This window comes from Micromonospora sp. WMMC250, from assembly GCF_027460215.1.
GTDB lineage: Bacteria > Actinomycetota > Actinomycetes > Mycobacteriales > Micromonosporaceae > Micromonospora > Micromonospora taraxaci.
Genome location: NZ_JAPZBJ010000002.1, coordinates 4,760,209 through 4,782,816, shown reverse-complemented (window position 1 = coordinate 4,782,816; position 22,608 = coordinate 4,760,209). Strand labels below are relative to the sequence as shown.

General features: G+C 69.8%; 17 protein-coding genes and 1 pseudogene. 8 read left to right on the top strand and 10 right to left on the bottom strand.

All coding sequences use genetic code 11. The annotated features are described in order from the left end of the window. The first annotated feature begins 234 nt into the window (after window positions 1-234). The 7 genes from O3438_RS21450 to O3438_RS21420 all read left to right on the top strand — a co-directional run bounded on the left by O3438_RS21450 (window position 235) and on the right by O3438_RS21420 (window position 13,461). Window positions 235-1,239 carry a LacI family DNA-binding transcriptional regulator gene (locus O3438_RS21450; protein ID WP_269681608.1) on the top strand — a complete coding sequence of 335 codons (1,005 nt, stop codon included), beginning with the start codon at window positions 235-237 and terminating at the stop codon, window positions 1,237-1,239. A 368-nt stretch (window positions 1,240-1,607) separates the two neighbouring features. Then, complete coding sequence (locus tag O3438_RS21445) at window positions 1,608-2,987, top strand: ABC transporter substrate-binding protein (protein WP_269681607.1); 1,380 nt, start codon at window positions 1,608-1,610, stop codon at window positions 2,985-2,987. A gap of 89 nt (window positions 2,988-3,076) precedes the next feature. Then, window positions 3,077-4,033, top strand: a complete 957-nt coding sequence (locus O3438_RS21440; RefSeq protein WP_269681606.1) for a carbohydrate ABC transporter permease — start codon at window positions 3,077-3,079, stop codon at window positions 4,031-4,033. Between the two features lie 11 nt (window positions 4,034-4,044). Then, a complete protein-coding gene (locus tag O3438_RS21435) occupies window positions 4,045-4,932 on the top strand; it encodes a carbohydrate ABC transporter permease (protein WP_269681605.1) in 888 nt (295 codons plus the stop codon). A gap of 101 nt (window positions 4,933-5,033) precedes the next feature. After that, window positions 5,034-6,671 carry a glycoside hydrolase family 13 protein gene (locus tag O3438_RS21430; RefSeq protein ID WP_269681604.1) on the top strand — a complete coding sequence of 546 codons (1,638 nt, stop codon included), beginning with the start codon at window positions 5,034-5,036 and terminating at the stop codon, window positions 6,669-6,671. A 135-nt stretch (window positions 6,672-6,806) separates the two neighbouring features. Further along, a complete protein-coding gene (locus O3438_RS21425) occupies window positions 6,807-9,680 on the top strand; it encodes a galactose-binding domain-containing protein (protein ID WP_269681603.1) in 2,874 nt (957 codons plus the stop codon). Between the two features lie 94 nt (window positions 9,681-9,774). After that, window positions 9,775-13,461, top strand: coding sequence for a discoidin domain-containing protein (locus O3438_RS21420; RefSeq protein WP_269681602.1), 3,687 nt, complete (start codon window positions 9,775-9,777; stop codon window positions 13,459-13,461). Window position 13,462: 1 nt separating this feature from the next. On the opposite strand, the gene O3438_RS21415 is transcribed toward O3438_RS21420, so the two are convergent. Then, window positions 13,463-14,263 (bottom strand): crotonase/enoyl-CoA hydratase family protein, encoded by an 801-nt coding sequence (locus tag O3438_RS21415; protein WP_269681601.1) that lies wholly within the window; start codon window positions 14,261-14,263, stop codon window positions 13,463-13,465. 167 nt (window positions 14,264-14,430) lie between these two features. Here O3438_RS21415 and O3438_RS21410 point away from each other — a divergent pair, with 167 nt between their 5' ends. Next, the gene (locus O3438_RS21410; RefSeq protein WP_269681600.1) at window positions 14,431-15,285 is read left to right on the top strand and encodes a DUF2231 domain-containing protein; all 855 of its coding nucleotides are present in this window, start codon (window positions 14,431-14,433) and stop codon (window positions 15,283-15,285) included. A 520-nt stretch (window positions 15,286-15,805) separates the two neighbouring features. Here the strand turns inward: O3438_RS21410 and O3438_RS21405 are convergent. The 9 genes and pseudogenes from O3438_RS21405 to O3438_RS21365 all read right to left on the bottom strand — a co-directional run. Further along, window positions 15,806-16,885 (bottom strand): annotated as a pseudogene (locus O3438_RS21405) (LysM peptidoglycan-binding domain-containing protein); the annotation flags it as partial. Window positions 16,886-16,899: 14 nt separating this feature from the next. Next, entirely contained in the window at window positions 16,900-17,352 is a 453-nt protein-coding gene (locus O3438_RS21400) for a Tad domain-containing protein (protein ID WP_269681599.1), read from the bottom strand. Then, the gene (locus O3438_RS21395) at window positions 17,349-17,819 is read right to left on the bottom strand and encodes a TadE/TadG family type IV pilus assembly protein (RefSeq protein ID WP_269681598.1); all 471 of its coding nucleotides are present in this window, start codon (window positions 17,817-17,819) and stop codon (window positions 17,349-17,351) included. The genes O3438_RS21400 and O3438_RS21395 overlap by 4 nt, the downstream gene beginning before the upstream one ends. Further along, window positions 17,816-18,262, bottom strand: a complete 447-nt coding sequence (locus tag O3438_RS21390) for a TadE family protein (RefSeq protein ID WP_269681597.1) — start codon at window positions 18,260-18,262, stop codon at window positions 17,816-17,818. The genes O3438_RS21395 and O3438_RS21390 overlap by 4 nt, the downstream gene beginning before the upstream one ends. Window positions 18,263-18,267: 5 nt before the next feature. After that, the gene (locus tag O3438_RS21385) at window positions 18,268-18,480 is read right to left on the bottom strand and encodes a hypothetical protein (protein ID WP_269681596.1); all 213 of its coding nucleotides are present in this window, start codon (window positions 18,478-18,480) and stop codon (window positions 18,268-18,270) included. 23 nt (window positions 18,481-18,503) lie between these two features. After that, on the bottom strand, window positions 18,504-19,373 hold the full coding sequence (locus O3438_RS21380) for a type II secretion system F family protein (protein ID WP_269683711.1): 870 nt from the start codon (window positions 19,371-19,373) through the stop codon (window positions 18,504-18,506). Further along, window positions 19,373-20,272: a type II secretion system F family protein gene (locus O3438_RS21375; protein WP_269681595.1), complete on the bottom strand. Its 900-nt coding sequence runs from the start codon at window positions 20,270-20,272 to the stop codon at window positions 19,373-19,375. Before O3438_RS21375 ends, O3438_RS21380 begins: the two co-directional genes overlap by 1 nt. A gap of 4 nt (window positions 20,273-20,276) precedes the next feature. Beyond that, a complete protein-coding gene (locus tag O3438_RS21370) occupies window positions 20,277-21,818 on the bottom strand; it encodes a CpaF family protein (protein ID WP_269681594.1) in 1,542 nt (513 codons plus the stop codon). Beyond that, on the bottom strand, window positions 21,808-22,608 hold the full coding sequence (locus O3438_RS21365) for a ParA family protein (protein WP_269681593.1): 801 nt from the start codon (window positions 22,606-22,608) through the stop codon (window positions 21,808-21,810). Before O3438_RS21365 ends, O3438_RS21370 begins: the two co-directional genes overlap by 11 nt.

Sequence of the window (22,608 nt, the reverse complement as noted above, 5' to 3'; positions counted from 1 at the left end):
GGAGGACGACCCGAGCTGGTGTCGGGCGCTGCGCGGAGTGTGGTGTTGGGCCTGGCGCTGGCGGCGCGGGCGATGTAGGCGGCTCGACCTGGCCGCGCCCACCGCGAAGGCCTACCGCGTGGCCCTGGGGAAGCGCCTATTTGGTGGCCGATGGGAAGAATGCGGCAGCTGGACGGCAAGCGCAGGGCATTTTGCTGTTCATTTCTTTCATGAGGGCGACGTACGATTGCGCCCGTGACCAAGCGGTTGACTGAAGTTGCCAAGAAGGCGGGCGTCAGCGAGGCCACCGTCAGCCGGGTGCTCAACGGCCGGGACGGAGTCTCGGAAGCGACCCGGACGGCGGTGCTGACCGCGCTGGACGTGCTCGGCTACGAGCGACCCACCAAGCTGCGTGGCGAACGCGCCCGGCTGGTCGGGCTGGTGCTGCCCGAGTTGCAGAACCCGATCTTCCCGGCGTTGGCCGAGGTCGTCACCGGGACGCTCGCCCAGCGCGGCTACACCCCGGCTCTCTGCGCCCGGACCATCGGTGGTGTCTCCGAGATGGACTACGTGGAGATGCTCCTCGACCACCAGGTCTCCGGCGTGATCTTCGCCGGTGGTTCGTACGCGCTCGCGGATGCCCGGCACGACCACTACCGTCGGTTGACCGATCGGGGTCTTCCGGTAGTGCTCGTCAACGCGGGTGTGGACGAGTTGGGTTTCCCCCGGGTCTCGACCGACGACGCGGTGGCGGTGGAGCAGGCGTACGGGCACCTGCGCTCGCTCGGGCACGAGCGCATCGGGATGGTGCTCGGCCCGGAGGGGCACGTGCCGTCGCGCCGCAAGCTGGATGCGATGACCCGGGCCGCCGGCTGGGGCGAGGGCGACGCCGAGTGCGTCGAACGTTCCAGCTTCTCGATGGAGGGCGCGCGGGTCGCCGCGACGAAACTGGTCGAGCGTGGCGTCACCGGGATCATCTGCGCCAGCGACGTACTGGCGTTGGGCACGATCCGTGCGGCCCGGCGGCTGGGTCACTCGGTGCCGACCGACATCTCGGTGGTGGGCTTCGACGACTCCGCGTTCATGACCTGCACCGACCCGCCGTTGACCACTGTTCGGCAGCCGATCGAGACGATGGGGCAGGCTGCCGTCGACCTGCTGGTCACCCAGATCGAAGGTGTGGGTGTGCTCCAGGACGAGCTGCTGTTCGAGCCCGAGTTGGTGGTACGCGGCTCGACCGCGCCCGCCCCTGGTCGCTAGGGACCGTCGCTAGGGACCGCACCGAACGAGCCTTCCGGCCGTCGACCGCCCACGCGGTCGACGGCCGTTCTCTGTCTCCACCCCCATGATCGACGGAGCTGGGCAGGGCTTGCCGTATCGACCGGTTCGAATGGGCTGGTATGGCGGGGTAAGGCCTGTTTTGTTGGGGTGCTTTCAACGGTCTGCCAACATCTGACGTAATCACGTCGTGTCCTTTCGTCTCAGGGTCGACACCTTGCTGAAATGAGTCGGCCTCGCTACAGTGACTCCACTCACACCTGGCTCCGACGCAGCTACTGGGCGTCAGGTCGCATCACCGCAGATCAGCGAACGTCATTGGAGACACCCGTTCCCGAAGGGATGGACAGATGTCCGTACCGCAATACCGAAAGGCTGCGGCGGTCGCGCTCGTGGCCGGCCTGGGGCTCGGCCTCACGGCGTGCTCCACGAAGAGCGACGACAAGGGCGCGACCGCCGGCGGCAAGGTCACCATCACTGTCGACTGCCAGCCGGTCGGTGCCCAGAAAGAGCTGCTGAAGAACTGGAACGACGATGTCGCCGAGTTCCAGAAGCAGAACCCGGACATCATCATCAAGAGCGTCAGCGTCGGCGAGCAGTGCAACAACCCGCCGGACTTCACCGCCCGTCTCGCCGGCGGCACCGTGACCGACGTGTTCTACGGGTACATGACCGACGTCCAGCAGGTGCTCGACTCCGGTCAGGCGATGGACATCACGCAGTACGCCAACAAGGACAGCGTTCCGACCTGGGACAGCATCGACCCCGCGCTGAAGGAGGTCTTCACCGACGGCGGCAAGCTCTACGCCGTTCCGGTGAAGAACTACTCGATGGGGCTGATCTACAACAAGGTCCTGTTCCAGCAGGCTGGGCTCGACGTGAACAACCCGCCCAAGACCTGGGCCGACGTTCGGGCCGCCGCCAAGAAGATCTCCGCGCTCGGCAACGGCATCGCCGGCTACTCGGAGTACAGCGCCGGCAACACCGGCGGCTGGCACTTCACCTCCCTGCTCTACTCGCAGGGCGGCCGGGTGCTCAGCGAGGACGGTAAGAAGGCCGACTTCAACAACCCCATGGGCAAGCAGGTCCTGCAGAACCTCAAGGACATGCGGTACGGCGACAACAGCATGGGTGCCCGTCAGCTGCTCCAGTGGGGCGACCTGCTGACGAACGCCGGCGCTGGCAAGGTCGGCATGTTCATCGGAGCGCCGGACGCCACCCAGGCCATCGTCAGCCAGTTCCAGGGCAAGTTCCAGGACTGGGCGATGGCTCCGCTGCCCGGCCAGGACGGCGCGGCGAAGGGGACGCTCGGTGGTGGCGAGGGTTACTTCTTCAAGAAGGACCTCACTCCCGAGCAGGTCAAGGCCGGCCTGAAGTGGATCGCCTACCAGAAGCTCACCCCGGGCAAGGGGCAGTTCGACTACGTCCGGGCCAAGCCGCAGAACTACCCGGTGGGTCTGCCCCAGCCGCTGCTCTTCGCCAACGGAAGTGACGCGCAGAAGCAGGAACTGGAGCTGCGCAAGGCGAACGCCAACGTCGACACCGCCAACTTCGCGATCTTCGAGGCGACCCCGGTGCCGATCAAGGGCGAGCCGCGCAACGCCCAGGCCATCTACGCGGTGCTCGACGCCGCGATGTCCGGTGTGCTGACCAACCCGAACTCGAACATCGACGCACTGCTCAAGACCGCCGAGGAGAAGGTCAACCAGCTCCTCGCCGCGGAGAGCTGACCGAGCGTGTGGGGGCCGGGACGCCGACCCGGCCCCCACACACCACCCGCACCGCGTCGTCGACGTCACCGACTCACCCAGGAGTTGCCTTGGCGATCACCACCGTCCCGGAGACCTCCAGGAAACCGGGCCGCCCGCCGTCGCCGTACTCGGCGAGGCCGCAGCGCACGAGCCTCGGCCGCAAGGTACGGGACAACCTCACCGGTCACGCGTTCCTGATCGGGGCGGTGCTCTGCTTCGTCGTCTTCTCCTGGTACCCGATGATCCGCGGCATCGTCATGAGCTTCCAGCGGACCCGGCGTGGCGAGACCACCTGGGTGGGCTGGGACAACTACTCCCGCATCATCGCCGACCCGAGCTTCTGGACGGCCTGGCAGAACACGTTCTACTTCACGGTGCTCGCGCTCGTCCTCGGCTACGTGGTGCCGTTCTTCGTGGCGATCGTGCTCAACGAGTTCCGCCACGCCAAGGGCTACCTGCGGATCCTGGTCTACCTGCCGGTGATGCTGCCGCCGGCCTCCGCGCTGTTCCTCTTCAAGTTCTACGCGTACGACCCCAGCGAGGCGGGGCTCTTCAACGCGATCCTCAAGGCGCTGCACCTGCCCACCTCGCAGTGGATGCAGTCGCCCGAGATGACGATGCCGGCGATGGTGGTCGCGTCGACCTGGATGAACATGGGCGGGGCGGTGCTGATCTATCTGGCGTCGTTGCAGAACATCCCCGGCGAGCTGTACGAGGCCGCCGAGTTGGACGGCGCCGGGATCTGGCGGCGGATCGTGCACGTCACGATCCCGCAGACCCGGCTGATCCTCGCGCTCCTGGCGATGCTCCAGATCGTCGCCACGATGCAGCTCTTCATCGAGCCACTGATCCTCGCCAACGGCGCGGGCGCGGAGGACTCCGCGACCTCGGTGGCGTACCTCATCTACCAGCACGGGTTCTTCCAGAACGACCTCAACGGCGCCGCCGCGCTGGGCGTGATCATGCTCGTGGTGCTGGCCGGCTTCTCCGCCGTGTACGTGCGGCTGACTGCGAAACAGGACTAGGACGGCGAGGAATGGCACAGGATTCCGGAACCCGGACCCTCATCTCCCAGACCCAGATCAGCCGGGGACGTGGTCGGGTCATCTACTGGACGCTGCTGGTCGTGGTCGTGGCGGGGTTCACGCTCGTCTTCCTCGGACCGCTCTACTGGATGGTCACCGGCGCGCTCAAGTCCGGCCAGGAGATCGCGCAGACCCCACCCTCGCTGTTCCCGAAGGACCCGCAGCCGCAGAACTACATCGACGCGTGGAACAACCTGGCCCTCGCCAAGCTGCTGTTCAACACCTTCTACTACGCGATCGGCGCGGTGCTGTTCCAACTGGTCTTCGACACCGCCGCCGCGTACTCGTTGTCCAAGCTTCGGCCGATCTTCGGCAACGTGATCCTCGCCCTGATGCTGGGGACGCTGATGATCCCGGCGATGGTGCTCATCGTTCCGCAGTACGTGACGGTGATCGACCTGCCGATCCTGCACATCAACCTGCTCGACTCGCCGTTCGCCATCTGGCTGCCCCTGGTCGCCAACGCGTTCAACATCTTCCTGTTGAAGCGGTTCTTCGACTCGATCCCGGAGGAGTTGATGGCCGCCGCCCTGATGGACGGGGCGTCGTCGCTGCGTACGCTCTGGTCGATCATCCTGCCGCTGTCGCGCCCCATCCTCGGCGTCGTCTCGATCTTCGCCGTGACGGCGGTGTGGAAGGACTTCCTCTGGCCGAAGCTGGTCATGCCGTCGCCGGAGACCCGGACGGTGAGCGTCGGCATCTACGCCTTCGCCGGCGGTACACCGATGAACGTGGTGATCGCCGCCTCGGTCATCGCGGCGATCCCGACAGTCATCATCTTCCTGATCTTCCAACGGAACATCATGTCCGGTCTGACCACGGGCAGCATCAAGGGCTAGCCACGACCGCAACACCCCGCGCGGCGAACAACGACAGTTCGTCCGACACACATACAGGTCCGGCGAACCCGCCGACGTACTGACCCAGAAAGCAGGTGCTCGTGTCCACAGCAGACAGCAGTCCGTGGTGGCGTGGAGCGGTGATCTACCAGGTGTATCCCCGGAGCTTCGCCGACGGCAACGGCGACGGCATCGGCGACATCGCCGGCATCCGGTCCCGGCTGGATCACCTGTCCGCGCTCGGCGTCGACGCCATCTGGTTCAGCCCGTGGTACCCCTCGCCGATGGCGGACGCCGGCTACGACGTGTCCGACTACCGCGACATCGACCCGGTCTTCGGCTCCCTCGTCGAGGTGGAGGCGTTGATCGCCGAGGCGCACGCGGTGGGCATCCGGACCATCGTCGACGTGGTGCCGAACCACTGCTCCGACGCGCACCCCTGGTTCCAGGCGGCACTCGCCGGCGGGCCCGGGGCACCCGAGCGGGACCTGTTCTGGTTCCGGCCCGGCCGGGGCCCCAACGGTGACCAGCGGCCCACCGACTGGGTGGGCGAGTTCGGTGGCGAGACCTGGACCCGCACCACCAACCCGGACGGCACCCCCGGCGACTGGTACCTGCACCTCTTCGCCCCGCAGCAGCCGGACTTCAACTGGGACCACCCCCGGGTGCGGGAGGAGTTCGAGGACGTCCTGCGGTTCTGGTTCGACCGGGGCGTGGACGGTATCCGGATCGACTCGGCCGGGTTGCTGGTCAAGGACGGGACGCTGCCCGAGGTCCACCCGGACCAGCCGCACCCGTTCCACGACCTCGACGGGGTGCACGACATCTACCGGGGCTGGCGTCGGGTCGCCGACGAGTACGACGACCGCGCGTTGATCGGTGAGGTGTGGCTGCCGGACCGGCAGCGGTTCGCCAACTACCTGCGCCCGGACGAGCTGCACGCGGCGTTCAACTTCGACTTCCTGGGCTGCGCCTGGGACGCCTCCGCCCTGCGGGAGAGCATCGACGGGACGCTCAGCGCGCACGCGCCGGTCAACGCGCCGGCCACCTGGGTCCTCTCCAACCACGACGTCACCCGCCACGTCACCCGCTACGGTCGGGCCGACACCAGGTTCAGCTTCGCGGCCAAGCGCGAGGGCATTCCCACCGACCTGGAGCTGGGCACTCGCCGAGCCCGGGCCGCCGCGCTGCTCTCGCTGTCGCTGCCTGGCGCCGCCTACGTCTACCAGGGCGAGGAGCTGGGCCTCTACGAGGTCGAGGACATCCCGTACGCGCTGCGTCAGGACCCGATGTGGGAACGGTCCGGTCGGATCGACCCGGGCCGCGACGGCTGCCGCGTACCCCTGCCGTGGGGCGGCGACGAGCCGCCGTTCGAGTTCAGCCCGGCCGGTGCCGCGGCGCCCTGGCTGCCGCAGCCGGCCGACTGGAAGGACCGGACGGCCAGCGCGCAGACCGGCGACTCGGCTTCGATGCTGGAGCTGTACCGGGCCGCGATCCAGACTCGGCGCGCCGAAGCGGCGCTCGGTGACGGGGAGATGACCTGGCTGCCCGCCCCGGACGGGGTGCTGGCATTCAGCCGTGGTGGCGGCTTCGCCTGTGTCGTCAACCTGTCCGCCGCGCCGGTGCCGATGCCAGCTCAGGGGGAGTTGTTGCTGGCCAGTGGACCACTCGACGACGGGTTGCTGCCGTCCGACACCGCGGTTTGGCTGCGTACCGGCACGGCGGCGGACCTGACCTGATCCTGCTCGCCGTGGTGCCGGCGGCCCGTCCCGGCCGCCGGCACCACGCCACCGGAACGGAAGGAGGAACGAGGGGGACGCGCCGCACCGACACGGGGGGATCTGGCCTGCCTGACGAAAGGGAGAGCGCAGCTCATGGCCAACCACACCACCGGCACGCCGCACCACCTTCGACACCCGACCCGGGCAGGGTTGGCCGCCATTGCCGCCGCCCTGCTCGCCGCCACCACGTTGACAGCTCTCGCGGTCACCGGCACGGCAACCCCTGCCTCGGCGGCCGGGCTGTCCCCCTTCGACATCCCCAACCGGGGCGCGACAGTGCCGTTCATCGAGCACGAGGCGGAGAAGGTCACCCACAACGGCACGAAGATCGGCCCGGACCGGCGCTACGGCACGCTGCCGTCCGAGGCGTCCGGCCGGGAGGCGGTCACCCTCGACGCCGTCGGCGAGTACGTCGAGTTCACCCTCACCGCCCCGGCCAACGCTGTCACCTTCCGGTACAGCCTGCCGGACAACTCGGCCGGCACCGGCCGGGACGCCACCATCGACCTGCGGGCCAACGGGTCGCTGCTGAAGTCGGTCCCGGTGACGTCGAAGTACGGCTGGTACTACGGCGGCTACCCGTTCAACAACAACCCGGGTGACACCAACCCGCACCACTTCTACGACGAGACCCGGGCGCTGTTCGGCAGCACCCAGCCGGCCGGCACGAAGATCCGGCTCCAGGTCTCCTCGACCGCTCAGTCGCCCACCTTCACCATCGACCTGGCCGACTTCGAGCTTGTCGCGCCGATCGCCAAGCCCAGCGGTGTCATCGACGTGGTCACCGACTTCGGCGCGGACCCGAGCGGCGCGACCGACTCGACAGCGAAGTTCCAGGCAGCTGTCGACGCCGGTAAGGCCCAGGGCCGGGCGGTCTGGATCCCGACCGGCACCTTCACCCTCTGGGACCACGTGGTGGTCGACGGGGTGACACTGCGTGGCGCCGGTCCCTGGTATTCGGTGCTCGGCGGCCGACACCCCACCGAGCGGAACCGGTCCGTCGGCATCTACGGCAAGTACGTCCCCGGTGGCGGCTACACCGGGCCGGTCCGCGCCCACGAGGCGAACGGGCCGAGCCGCAACGTCACCCTGCGGGACTTCGCGATCATCGGCGACATCCGCGAGCGGGTCGACGACGACCAGGTGAACGCGCTGGGCGGGGCGATGACCAACTCGGTGGTCGACAACCTGTGGTTGGAGAACACCAAGGTCGGGGCGTGGATGGACGGCCCGATGGACAACTTCACCATCCGCAACAGCCGGATCCTGGACCAGACCGCGGACGGCGTGAACTTCCACACCGGCGTGACCAACTCGACGGTCACCAACACGTTCGTCCGCAACACGGGCGACGACGCGTTGGCGATGTGGGCCCAGAGCGTGCCGAACGTCAACAACTCCTTCACCCGCAACACCATCGGTGTGACGCTGCTGGCGAACCACCTGGTCAGCTACGGCGGTCGGGACATCACCATCACCGACAACGTGACCGCCGACTCGCTGACCAACGGCGGCGGCATCCACGTCGCGAACCGTTACCCGGGTGTGCAGGGCGACACCGCGGTGCGGGGCACCTGGACGATCGCCCGGAACACGTTGATCCGCAACGGCAACTCGGACTACAACTGGAACTTCGGCGTCGGGGCGATCTGGTTCTCCGCCCTCAACGAGTCGTTCCAGCAGGCCACCATCAACATCACCGACACCGACATCCTGGACAGCTCGTACGCGGCGCTGCACTGGATCGAGGGCCAGACCAGCGGGATCAACCTCTCCAACGTGCGGATCGACGGCGCCGGCACGTACGCGCTCCAGGTGCAGGCACCCAGCCAGGTGTCCTTCACCAACGTGCGGGCCACCAACATCGCGCAGAGCAACCCGATGCACAACTGCGTGGGCGGGGGCTTCCAGATCACCCAGGGCTCCGGCAACTCCGGCTGGTACACCCCGACCCCGTACTGCGGCCCGTGGCCGAACCCCCAGTGGGGTGGCGGACCCACCTCGCCGCCGCCCACCACGACCCCGACTCCCACCACCCCGCCCCCGACCACACCGCCTCCCACCACACCGCCTCCCACCGGCGGGAACCTGGCGCTGGGCCGGTCGACGACCGCCACCAGCACCAACCAGAGCTACGTGGCGGGCAACGTGGTCGACGGCAACGCGGGCTCCTACTGGGAGAGCGCCAACAACGCGTTCCCGCAGTCGGTCACCATCGACCTGGGCGCGTCCCGGTCCGTCGACCGGGTGGTACTCAAGCTGCCCAGCGGTTGGGAGCAACGCACCCAGACGCTGTCGGTGCTCGGCTCCACCGACGGGTCGTCGTACTCCACGCTGGCGTCGTCCGCCGGTCGGGTCTTCGCCCCCGGCTCTGGCAACACCGTGTCGATCGGGCTGCCCTCCGGTGACCGCCGCTACCTCCGGGTCACCGTCACCGGCAACACCGGCTGGCCGGCGGCGCAACTCTCCGAGGTCGAGGTGTACGGCGGCACGCAGACCACGCCACCGCCGACGACCACCCCGCCACCCACGACCACCCCACCTCCCAGCGGCAACCTGGCCGCCGGACGGTCGGTCACCGAGACCAGCCACTCCGACGTGTACGTCGCCGCCAACACTGTGGACGGCAACGCGAACACCTACTGGGAGAGCGCCAACAACGCGTTCCCGCAGTCGCTGACGGTGGACCTGGGCACCGAGCGTTCGGTGTCCCGGGTCGTGCTGAAACTTCCCCCGTCGTCGGCCTGGCAGACCCGTACGCAGACGCTGTCGGTGCTCGGCTCCACCAACGGCTCGACGTTCACCACTGTGAAGGCGTCAGCCGGCTACACCTTCAACCCGGCCAGCGGCAACACGGCCACCGTGACCTTCACGGCGACCAACCAGCGGTACCTGCGCCTCACCGTCACCGGCAACAGCGGCTGGCCGGCCGGCCAGCTCAGCGAGTTCGAGGTCTATTCCAGCTAGCCCCCACCTGTCGCGGACCGACGGGTGTGCCCCCGCACACCCGTCACCGGGCAACGCACCCCACACCCACCCCCGAAAGAGGTGTAGCGACCCCATGTCCAGCAACGGCACCAGACGAGGCACGCCGCCACCCGGCGCGCCCAATCCCGTCCCCCGCACCGGCCACCGCCGGCTACTGGCCGGCGTGCTCGCCGGGATGCTCCTCGCCACCGCCCCGGTCGCCGTACCCGCGGCGAGCGCGGCTCCGGCCGTCGACGCGTCGGCGGCCGCCGCGCGGGTGGCCATGCTCGCCGGGCTCTCCGCCACCATGACCGCCAGCAGTTACAACCAGAACTACGTGGCTGGCAACGCCAACGACGGCAACGCCTCGACCTACTGGGAGAGCGCCAACAACGCGTTCCCGCAGTGGATCCAGGCGGACCTGGGCGCCACCGTCAACGTGGACCGGGTGGTGTTGAAACTGCCGCCGTCGTCGGACTGGCAGACCCGCACCCAGACGCTGTCGGTGCTGGGCTCGACCAACGGCTCGTCCTTCAGCACCCTGAAGGCGTCCGCCGGCTACACCTTCAACCCGAGCAGCGGCAACACCGCCACTGTCAGCTTCACCGCCACCAGCACCCGCTACGTGCGGGTGCAGGTCACCGGCAACACCGGCTGGCCGGCCGCGCAGTTCTCCGAGGTCGAGGTGTACGGCGCCACCGGCAGCACCGACACCCAGGCCCCGAGCGCCCCGGGCAACCTGGCGTACACCCAGCCGGCCAGCGGGCAGATCCGGCTCACCTGGTCGGCGTCGAGCGACAACGTCGGCGTGACCGGCTACGACATCTACGCCAACGGCGCGCTGCGCGGCAGCGTCAACGGCTCGACGCTGGTGTACACCGACAGCCAGGCGGACAGCGCCACCGTCTCGTACTACGTGCGGGCCAAGGACGCGGCCGGGAACCAGTCGGCGAACAGCAACTCGGTGACCCGTACCGGCACCGGCAACCCGCCGACCGGGACCAACCTGGCGATCGGCAAGCCGATCACCGCCTCCGGGTTCGTGCACACGTTCGTGGCGACCAACGCCAACGACAACAACGTGGCGACCTACTGGGAGGGCAACGGCAACCCGAGCACGCTGACCGTGCAGCTCGGCGCGAACGCCAGCCTCAGCCAGGTCGTGATCAAGCTGAACCCGGACTCGGCCTGGGGCGCGCGTACGCAGAACATCACGGTGCTCGGCCGGGACCAGGGCTCGTCGAGCTTCACGACCCTCGTCGGTGCGGCGAACTACTCCTTCAACCCGGGCAGCGGCAACACGGTGACCATCCCGGTCTCCGGCGCGGCGGCCGACGTCCGGCTCTCGATCGCCTCGAACACCGGCGCACCGGCCGGGCAGGTGGCCGAGTTCCAGGTCTTCGGCACCCCGGCGCCGAACCCGGACCTGACCGTCACCGGCATGTCGTTCAGCCCGTCCGCACCGATCGAGACGAGCACCATCACCCTCTCGGCCACCGTGCGCAACGCCGGCTCAGCGACCTCCGGCGCGACGAACGTCAACTTCTACCTGGGCTCCACCCGGGTCGGCACCGCGTCGGTCGGCAGCCTCGCCGCCGGTGCGTCGACCACTGTCAGCGCCAGCATCGGCACCCGTGACTCGGGCAGCTACCCGCTCAGCGCGAAGGTCGACGAGTCGAACACCGTCGTCGAGCAGGACGACACCAACAACAGCTATACCAACCCCAGCCCGCTGGTGGTCGCCGCGGTCGCCAGTTCCGACCTGGTCGCCTCGTCGGTCGCCTGGTCGCCGGGCAACCCGTCAGCGGGCAACACGGTCACCTTCTCCGTGTCGATCCGCAACGCCGGCAACCAGGCGTCCGCGTCCGGCGCGCACGGCATCACCCTGACCGTGCTCAACGAGTCCGGCACCGTGGTCCGTACCCTGACCGGCTCGTACTCCGGTGTGATCAACGCCGGTGCGACGGTCGGTCCGATCAACCTGGGCACCTGGACCGCCGCGAACGGCAAGTACACCGTCCGGGTGGTGCTCGCCGTGGACGGCAACGAGCTGCCGGTGAAGCAGACCAACAACACGAGTGACCGCCCGCTCTTCGTGGGGCGCGGCGCGAACATGCCGTACGACATGTACGAGGCCGAGGACGGCGCGCTCGGCGGCGGTGCCAGCGTCGTCGGACCGAACCGGGAGATCGGCGACCTGGCCGGCGAGGCGTCCGGCCGGCGGGCGGTGACCCTCAACTCGACCGGCAGCTACGTCGAGTTCACCACCCGGGCCAGCACCAACACGCTGGTCACCCGCTTCTCCATCCCGGATGCACCCGGCGGCGGTGGGATCAACTCGACCCTGAACGTCTACGTCAACGGCACCTTCCACAAGGCCATCGACCTGACGTCCCGGTATGCCTGGCTCTACGGCAACGAGGCCAGCCCGGGCAACTCGCCGAGCGCGGGCGGACCACGGCACATCTACGACGAAGCCAACGTCATGCTCAACTCCACAGTCCCGGCCGGCAGCAAGATCCGCCTTCAGAAGGACCCGGCCAACACCACCACGTACGCGATCGACTTCATCAACACCGAGCAGGTGTCGCCGATCGCCAACCCGGACCCGACCCGTTACACCACGCCGGCCGGCTTCACCCACCAGGATGTGCAGAACGCCCTGGACCGGGTGCGGATGGACACCACCGGCAACCTGGTCGGGGTGTACCTCCCCGCCGGTAACTACTCCACCTCGTCGAAGTTCCAGGTGTACGGCAAGGCCGTCCAGGTGACCGGTGCCGGCCCCTGGTACACCCGGTTCAACGCTCCGTCGGGCCAGGACAACACCGACATCGGCTTCCGGGCCGAGGCTTCGGCGGCGAACTCCTCCTTCAAGAATTTCGCCTACTTCGGCAACTACACCTCCCGGATCGACGGTCCGGGCAAGGTGTTCGACTTCGCCAACGTGTCGAACATCGTGATCGACAACATCTGGAACGAGCACATGGTGTGCCTCTACTGGGGCGCCAACACCGACTACATGACGATCAAGAACTCCCGGATCCGGAACATGTTCGCCGACGGCATCAACATGACCAACGGGAGCACCAACAACCTGGTCAGCAACAACGACGCCCGGGCCACCGGCGACGACAGCTTCGCGCTGTTCTCGGCCATCGACGCGGGCGGCGCCGACATGAAGGACAACATCTACGAGAACCTGACCTCGACCCTGACCTGGCGGGCCGCCGGTGTCGCCGTGTACGGCGGCTACGGCAACACGTTCCGCAACATCTACATCGCGGACACGCTTGTCTACTCCGGCATCACCATCAGCTCGCTCGACTTCGGCTACCCGATGAACGGCTTCGGCGCCAACCCGCCGACGAGGTTCGAGAACATCTCGATCGTGCGCGCCGGTGGTCACTTCTGGGGTGGGCAGACCTTCCCGGCGATCTGGGTCTTCTCCGCCTCGAAGGTGTTCCAGGGCATCCGGGTCAGCGATGTCGACATCATCGATCCCACCTACAGCGGCATCATGTTCCAGACCAACTACGTCGGTGGGCAGCCGCAGAACCCGATCACCGACACGGTCTTCACCAACGTCTCGATCAGCGGTGCCCGGAAGAGCGGGGACGCCTACGACGCGAAGTCCGGCTTCGCCATCTGGGCGAACCCGATGCCGGAGGCGGGGCAGGGGCCGGCCGTCGGGTCGGTCACCTTCAACAACCTCCGGCTGAGCAACAACGCGGTGGACATCCAGAACCCCACCTCGACGTTCACCATCATCCGCAACTGAGTCACCCGGTAGCCGACGCCGTCGGGAGGTCCCACCCTCCCGGCGGCGTCGTGCCGTGTCGGCCCTCGCCCGCGGCGAACCGGGCCGCACCGGCCGCAGCGTCCGCGGCCAGCGAGTCCATCCCGTACGCCAACTCGGTCGCCAGCGCCTCCGCCTCTCCTCGCCCCGCGCCGGTCAGCACCGCCGCCCGGTCGTTGCGGAGGCAGGTCTGCGGGTGCCGGGCGATCGTCGCCGCCAGCTCCTCGGCCGCCGCCCGCGACTGGCCGGGTGGCACCACCCGATTGACCAACCCCATCGTGTACGCCTCGTCCGCCGACACCGGGCGGCCGGTGAGGATCAGGTCCATGGCCCGGCTCTCGCCGATCAACCGGGGCAGCCGGACGGTGCCGCCGTCGATCAGCGGCACTCCCCAGCGGCGGCAGAACACCCCGAGCGTCGCGTCGGACTCGGCGACCCGCAGGTCGCACCAGAGCGCCAGTTCGAGCCCTCCGGCCACCGCGTACCCGGAGATCGCCGCGATCACCGGCTTGCTCAGCGCCATCCGGGTCGGACCCATCGGCCCGTCTCCCTCCGGCTCCACCCGGTTGCCGCTCGGCGTGCCGATCGCCTTCAGGTCCGCCCCGGCGCAGAACGTGCCGTTGGCGCCCCAGAGCACGGCGACCGACGCGTCCGGGTCGGCCTCGAAAGCCCGGAAGGCGTCGGCAAGCGCCCGGGCGGTCGGCCCGTCGACGGCGTTGCGAGCAGCTGCCCGATCCAGCACGACAGTCGTCACCGGCCCGGAACGCTCCACCCGTACACCCATCGGCTCAGCATGCCCGCGTCGCCCGGCGCCCACAATCCCGGTCGATCTTGCGACCTCGGCCGACGTTGCGCCGGTGGTCGCCGAGCCGCAACGGCAAGATCGCACGGAGTGACAGTTTTGTCGTCCACGACCGGTTTGCGACCCCCATCGCCGGGAAGTCGGTACGGGTGCGAGCACTTTTGACGAAAGTTGAGCAGGCATCCAGGCTGGACCGGACGGGTGACCGGTTGCAGCGAGTCGTCCTCAGCACGCTGCGTCCGCGCCGGCTGCGGGACCTGCTGCACGGGGTGACCATCGGGCATCCACTACACCCGGCGATGGTGCAGGTGCCGGTCGGCGCGTGGATCAGCACCGCGGTGCTGGACCTGATGCCCGGGCAACGCCGACCCGCCACCATGCTGGTCGGCCTGGGCACCGTCAGCGCGGTGCCGGCGGCGATCGCCGGGCTGAACGACTGGGCGGCGCTCGCCCGGGACCAGCGCCGCGTCGGCCTGGTGCACGCCGCCGCCAACACCGTCGGCCTGACGCTCTACGCAGGTTCGTTGGCCGCGCGGATGTCCGGCCGGCACGGCGTCGGTCGAGCTCTCGGCTTCCTCGGCCTCTCCACCGTCAGCCTCGGCGCGTACATCGGGGGTCACCTCGCGTACAAGCAGGGCGCGCAGGTCAACCAGAGCATCTCCGAGCTGCGCCGGATGACCGACGGCTGGCACTCGCTCGTCGACATGGCGACGCTGCCGCAGCGCACCCTGATCACCCGGGAGGTGGACGACGACATCTCGGTGATCCTCTACCGGCACGGTGACGAGGTGACCGTGATGTTGGAGCGCTGCCCGCACCAGAGCGGGCCCCTCGGCGAGGGCGAGGTGCAGGAGATCGACGGTCACGCCTGTGTGGTCTGCCCGTGGCACGGCAGCGCGTTCCGCCTCAACGGCGGTGAGGTCGTGCAGGGGCCGTCCGGCAACGACCAGCAGATCCTTCCCACCCGGATCCAGAACGGTGTGCTCCAGACCCGCCTGCCCTGACGGCTGCCTCCACGTCTCGGCGGTCTGCGCCGCTCCGTGACGTGGTGGTGGTGCTCTCGACGCTTATACCTGTGAGTCATATCTATGACTCACAGGTATATCGCTCTCCAGACACCTCGCCCTCAGGGCGTGCTGCGCAGGTCGTCGGGCGACGAAGACACCAGATCGCCGGGGCCGGATTGTCCCGGGCCGGTCCGGGTCAGCTGCGTCGGTGGCGGCCTACCGGTGGCCCGTCCGGTACGGAGTCCAGACCGTGCCCGCCGGGGAACGTCGTGCTGCCGGGGGCGGCCATCCCGCTGCCGCGGGGCGTGGTGTCGTTGTCGCTCGCCGCGGCCGTCCGACCGGTCGGTGGTGTCGGAGCCTCGATTGCTGCGGCTGCTCGGCTGGCGGCCCAGGCCGCCCCGCTCCCCGCCGCTGCGCCGGTGGTCCGTCCGGCGGCGCTCGTGGTCCGGCCCCCGCCGCCGCCGCTGCCGCTGCTCCGCGACGCGCTGCCGCCGCCCGTGCTCCGCGACGTGCTGCCCCGCGGCTTGCGGGAGGACGTCGCCAACCGGGGAGCCGCCCCGGCCGTGGCCGGGCGTCGGCGCAGGCCCAGGACCGCGCCGATCTGCGCGCCGACGATGCTCGCCACGGCCAGTACAGCGGAGACCGCGAGCGGTCGGTTCACCCGGTCGTCCGCACCGGCTCGGGCTGCGCCGACAGTCATCGCGGGTGGTTGGCCCGCTGACTGCGTACCGCTGGGTGGTGTCGTCTCCACCCGCTCCGGTGCGGCCCGTTCGGGCGCCGGCCGGGGCGCGGGCGGCTTCGGGGCTGCCGGCCGGCCGACCAGTCTGCCGCTCGCGTGCTCGCGGGCCCCCTGGTCGGCGGCCTCCGACGGCAGCCGGAGCAGTTGGCCGGGGCGGATCCGATCCGGGTCGTCGAGCTTGTTCAGCTTGGCGAGCTGTCGGTAGTCGCCGAACTCGTCCAGATAACGCTCGGCCACCTCACCGAGGTAGTCGCCCCGGGCGACCCGGTAGACCGGTGCGGCCTCGCCGTTCGCCGCCGATCCGCTCGGTGCGGCCACCTCCGTCCCGGCCAACCCGAGTGGCCCGCTGCGGGCCAGCGGGGCTGCCGTGTCCGGTGTCGCGCCGGCGCGGGTCGGCGCGGCCAGGGTGGCCACCGTCGGCGTGCCCGAGCCCGTGTACGCCGGAGGGCCGTAGATCGCGGCAGCGCTGGCGGCAGCCGGGCTGGCGACGAGGATCAGCGCTACCGAGCCGACCAGCGCGGCGGCGGCCTTCTGCTGACGGCCCATCCCGGGCAACCTCGGCGCAGGACGACGCAGGGTCTGCGCGCCCAGTTCGACGACAACGGAGAAGGCGAAGGTGGCCCAGCCGAACCAACCGGCCACGGCAAGTGCGCGCAGGAAGAGTTGCCCGTCGTCCCGGCTGGTCAGGGCGGTGCCCACCTCGCTGATAGTGGGGAGGTGGTCGGGCAGGGGGTTACCGGCGAAGGCCAGCAACGCGATCGGGGCGCCGACCAGCAGCAACAGGAGCACGGCCAGCGCGCCGACGCCGGTGAGGATCCGTCCGGTCCGTCGTACGACGGACCCACCCGATGCGGGCATGGCTGCCTTCCTTCCTACGGTGCTGCGGCGGTGATGGCACTCGCGGTCGCCTCGCCGGTCACGGCGACCGTCTTGCTACTGACAAACGGTCCGAGCATCGAGCGGTGGTAGGTGATGGTGACTGTCACCCGGATCCGGGTTTCCCCGCCGACCTGCGGGAAGCTCACGGTGTGACCGGCGGTGCCGGCGACGGCCAAATAGTTGGCGACCGCCTTGACCGCCTCTTCCTGGTCGATCCGCTTCGGTCCGCCCTCGATGGCGGTGGCCCGGTCGATGGCCTGGCCGCCGGCCCGCGCCGCCTCGGCGGCCAGGTTCTGGGCGCGTTGCAGGGTGCGGAGCTGCCCGGCGCCGTCGAAAGAGAGGCCGATGATGGCCAGCACTCCGATCATCGTCACCGCGAGGAAGATGCTCACCCGGCCGTGCTCACCCGAGTGCGAGTGGTCGGGTGTGGGCCCGCTGGCGGTCATTGCCGGCTCCGGTACCGGTCCAGCGGCGAGGTGAACGTCGCGGAAACCCTCTTCTCGCCGGGCATCCCGGGCAGGATGCCGAGCAGGATGTCGTCGAACGACACCAGGCAGACGATTTCCACCGTCACTGTGGCGTCCTGACCGACATCGCTGGTGAAAGCGTGGTCGAAGCCGGCGGCTGTCACCGTGCCCACCGAGCTTTCGAACTCGGGATCCAACTCGCCCCTACAGGCCAGACCGTGCCAGTCCAACTGCTTCTGGGCGGCCTCCCGCGCTGCGGTCTCCGCGGCGCTCGACCCCCGGGAGATCGAGGCGGCCCGGGCGGCGTCGTGAGCGGCGGCCTCGACCGCCTCCGCGGCGAGCGCGGTACGCCCCGCCATGCCGGCCAGCACCATCAGCGCGATGAACGCGGGCGCGAGCACCGCCACCTCGATGGAGACCGAGCCGCGCTCGGCGGTGCGGTTCACGGCGGGGTCACCCTCTCCACCGTCCCGTGGGCGGTCTGCCGGACCGCGAAGTCCACGCCCGGTATCACCGACAGGGACCGGCCGCTCACCGTGCAGGTCACCTCGATGTCGGCGATGACCACGCAGCTCGGGCTGGTCGCCTTCCAGCCCACCAGCCAGCCGCCGGCGGCCTCCAGGAACTGGGTGGCGCTCTCCACCCCGACACCGCCCGCCGCCTGATAGGACCGCTGTGCGTTGACGCCGCTCTGCGCGGCGTTCAACGCGGTGGAGCGGGCAAGGAAGACGGCCGCGATCTGGATCGACGCGAAGAGCAGCACCAGGATCAGCGGCATCATCACGGCCAGCTCGACCGGATTGGCCCCTCGCTCCCGGTCGACGCCCGCGAGGCGACGCCGGACGGCGGTGACCGTCCGGCGTGACCTCGGGCGCGCTGCTCCGCTCATGGTGGCTACTTCGGGGCCGTCGGGTTCTCGTGACCCGGGATGTTGGTCATCCAGTCGTTGGCCTTGCTCAAAGCGAGCCCGGTGACGATCGTGGCCACGAAGACGAGCCCGAAGATGATCACAGCGGTGGGGACAGGGCTGTCGCCGCGCTCGCCGTCGCGGCGCAGCTCGGCCAGGCGCGTCGTCAGCACGACGTGCAAATAGCTGAGGATGGACATGACGTGCTCCTTCGGGTGTGGGGTCAGATACGGGCGATGAACGGATAGACGACGAAGCCGAGCAGCACGAAGACGAGAAGCGCGCCCGGGATGTCGAGCTTGCTGGTGACCGCCTCGGCGCGGGCGAGGTTGTCGGTGCGGATCTGGTCGCGCAACGAGTCGGCCCTGCTGCGCAGGGTCTCGTGCACCTGTGCGCCCTCACTACCGGAGGAACGCATGATCGCACCGACGTCGCCCAGCTCCGGGATTCCGATCTTGTCGGCGAGGTCGCGTAGCTCGTCCCAGGGCGCGTGCATCTGCATTTGGGCGATCCGCAGCGACTCCTGGAGCCGGTCGAACACCCAGCCGTCGCAGACCGCCGCGGCCCGTTCCAACGACTGCACCGGCCCGTGCGCCGCCGAGAGCTGCAACGCCACCAGATCCAGGTAGGTGCAGACCGCCTGACGGAACTCGTCGCGGGCGGCGGCGGCCTTGGTCAACACGGCACGGTGGGCCAGCAGGCCGCCGACCATCGCCAGGCCGAGGCTGCCGAGCACCGGTACGACGAGCGGGATCGAGACGCCGACCACCACCAACGCCACCCCGAGCACTGTGGGCATGGCCAGCCCGATCAGCGCGGAGAGCAGCACGGACAGCGCGTACTGCTCAGAGGTCTGGCCGATCAGGGCGAGCTGCCGGTGGGGTGGCCGCAGCCAGCGGGAGAACCCGGTCAACCAGTCCAACCGACGGGAGGTGGGCGCGGCGACCTGGCCGGTGCCCGGCGGCTGGTGCAGCCGGCGCAGCGCCGGCCCGAGCGCCGGAGTCGCCGGTACCAGCTCCCGGATCACCAGGAAAACGCCCAACCCGATGCCGGCCCCGCCACACACCGCGGTGACCAACTGCCAGTTGACCATCATGCGATCACCTCGCTCGGGTCGGGCGCCGGGAGGAACCGGGCCGGCCGCTGCGGCTGGCTCATCGACCGCACCCAGGCCAGCAGGCCGATGAAGGCGGCACCGAGGACAGCCATCACCACCTGACCGACAGGTGTGCCGTACGGCTCGATGTACTCGGTGTTGATCAGCCCGTACGCGAGGGTCGCCAGGGTCATTCCGGTGAGGAAGCGGACCGCGAACCGGGGCTGGGTGCGCTTGGCCTCGATCTCCCGGCGGGTCGCCACCTCCGCCGACGCCGCGCCGGCGATCGAGCCGAGCACGTCACCGAGCCGTTCACCCCGGTCGGAGAGGTGCAGGATCAACGCCGCGACCACCTGGTCGCAGACCGGGTCGGCGATCTCGTCGGCGAACGCCAGCAGCGCGGAGCGGGCCATCCAGCCGGCCTGTAGACGGGCGGCGAGCAGCCGTACCTCGTCCTCGATGCCGGGCGGCACACTGCCGATCGTGCCGATGATCGACTGTTGGAGGCCCTGCCCGGTGCTGGAGACGTCCTTGAGCCGGCGGGTCCACTCGCCGACCGCCTCGATCCGGGCGATCGCCCGCTGTTCGGCCTTGCCCACGCCGAACAGCCACGGGGTGCCGGGCACCGCGACCGCCACCAGGAGACCCACCACGGGCAGCCCGGTCAACAGGAACGCCAACGCGCCCGCGACCAGCGCGGCGACCAGCAGCGCCTGGTAGGACCTCTGCTCGACGGGCGTGCTGCCAGGTCCGCGCCACAGCCGACCGAGGCTGGACCCACCACCCGGCTGCGGCCCGGGGGGTCGACGGGTGCCGACCAACGCCACCACGGCCAGCAGCAGGCCCGCCACACAGGCGGCCCCGGAGATCACCGCGATCAGTTCCAGGCTGCCCATCACGTCACCGCCGGGCCAGTCGGGTCTGCCGGGGTCGCCGCCAGGCACCGGCACCAGCCTCGATCCACCTGGTCAGCAGCCGCACGTCGTACCCCACCCGCAGCAGCTGGTCACGGACCCGCTCCGGCAGGTGCCTCGGGACCGCGCGGCCGTCCGGGCCGGGCCCGAAGACGGTGGTGGTGGTGATCCGACCGGCCTCGCCGGCCCCGATCACCTCCTCGACGTGCGAGACGAACCGGTGTTTGCGTCCGCCGATCGCGGTCTCGTCCTCGACGGTGACGTAGACGATCAGGTCGAGGGCGTTGCCGGCCATCCGGCGGGCCTGGTCGACGGTCATCTCCCGGCCGTGCGCGAGCGCCAATTCGACGATCCGTTCACCCACCCCGGCGGCGGTGCGGGCGTGGATGGTGCACATCGAGCCACGGCTGGTGGTCATCGCCTGGAGCATCGGCACGATCTCCCAAGACCGCACCTCACCCACGATGATGCGCAGCACACCCATCCGCAGCGACAGCGGGATCAGGTCGGCGATGGTCACCTCGCCGGCCGGGCGGCCGTCGAAGCCACGCTCGCCGTGCCCCTCCCGGGCCTCGAAGCTCATCACCGCGCGGTGTCGCTCCCGGCGGCGGGCCGGTAGCAGCTCGCGGCTCTCCTCCAGCAGCACGTACGGCTCGTCCGGCGGTATCTCGTTCATCAGGGCCCGGATGATCGTGGTCTTACCGGCCCCCGCCAGGCCCGCGACCATGATGTTCAGGCCGGCGCGCATCGCCGCGCGGAGGAAGTCGCGCAGCAGCGGGTCGATCATCTCGTCCAGGTCGCCCCGGGCGCCCGCCACGTCGTCCAAGCCCACGTCCAGGGTGTTGTGCTTGCGGATCACCGCGTACGGACGGTGGCTGACCAGGAACACCGCCGCCAGCCGGCTGCCGTCGGGCAGTTGCAGGTCGAGGGTGGGCTTCACGGTGGACAGGGACCGCTCGGTGGCGCCCGCCCGACGGGCCGCCGCCTGGAGGATCTCCACCAACTCGGCGTCGCTGTCCGCGATCGGCTCGGCCCAGTCGACCCCGCCGCCGTGCCGGGTGATGCGTACCTGGTCGCAGCCGAGGATGTGCACTTCCTCGATGGTGTCGTCGACCAGCAGGGTCTGTAGCCGGCCGAGCCCGACCAGCTCGGCGGTCACCTGGTCGAGCAGCAGACGTTCCTCACCGGCGGCCATCGGAGTGCCGGCCCGGCGTACGGAGTCCGCGTACGCGGCGACGACAGTGACGGCGAGTCGGGCCCGCTCGGTGTCCTCCTCGTCGACTGTGAACTCCCGGCCACGCTGCCACACTGTGAGCCGCTCGGTGAGTTCCCGACGCAGTTCCCGGACCACCTGGAAGTCTATCCGGGGTCGGGGTGCCAGTTCCGGTTGCGCGGTGGCGGTGGGCTGCGGCTGCGGCACCGGGCCGTGCTGGTGGTGCCGGCCGTTCGGGCCGGCCAGTGGCGGCGCGGTGGAGGTGACGCCCGGTGGCTGTTGACGGGGGTCGGCGGAGACCGGCTCAAACCGCATCCGGCACCCCCTGCTGCACGGGCCACGCCAACCGGGCGCGCCGTCGCTCCAACAGCGCGCCGATCGGCACCTCCAGCGCGCTGGCCGCGCGCATCAGCGGCCGTCCGGCCCGCACGGTTCCACCCAGGTCCAACACCCCGGCGGTACGCGGGTCGTGCGGCAGCCGTGCGATCACCGGCAGTTTCAGGGCGCGGCTGATCTCGGCTCGTCCGTGGCCGTCACCGACCAGCAGCAGCCGCAGGGTGCCCGGCGGCACCCGGTGCTCGGCGAAGTCCCGTTCGATGGCGGTGACCACCGCGCGGGTGCCGGAGAGGTCCGGCAGGTGCGCCCGGGTCACCAGCAGCACCACCGACGCGGCCCGGAGCACCGGCCAGGGCGGCCCGTTGACGTGCAGCCGACCACAGTCGACCAGGACGTCGTAGCCGGGGGTGCCACTGTCCAGTGCGTCGAAGTAGTCGGCGAAGCGTTGCCAGAGTGGGGTGACACTGCCGCCCTGGGCGGGGTCGACGAGCCCGGGCAGCAGCAGTCGTTCCCGACGGGGTGCGTCCAGGTCGACGAGCTGCGACCAGAACGCGGTCTCCAGGTTGCCGTCGCGGAGCTCCCCGACGGCCAGCTCGCCGAGACCGCGTGGCCCGTCCAGTTGACCACCGAGGTAGCCGGCGAGGATCGAGCCGCCGGCCGGGTCGCACTCGGCGAGGACCAGCCGTCGGTGCCAGGTCAGCGCGCAGGCGAGCGCCGAGGTGGTGACGCCGGGCGAGCCCTTCGCCGACACCAGCGCGATGATCGCCAT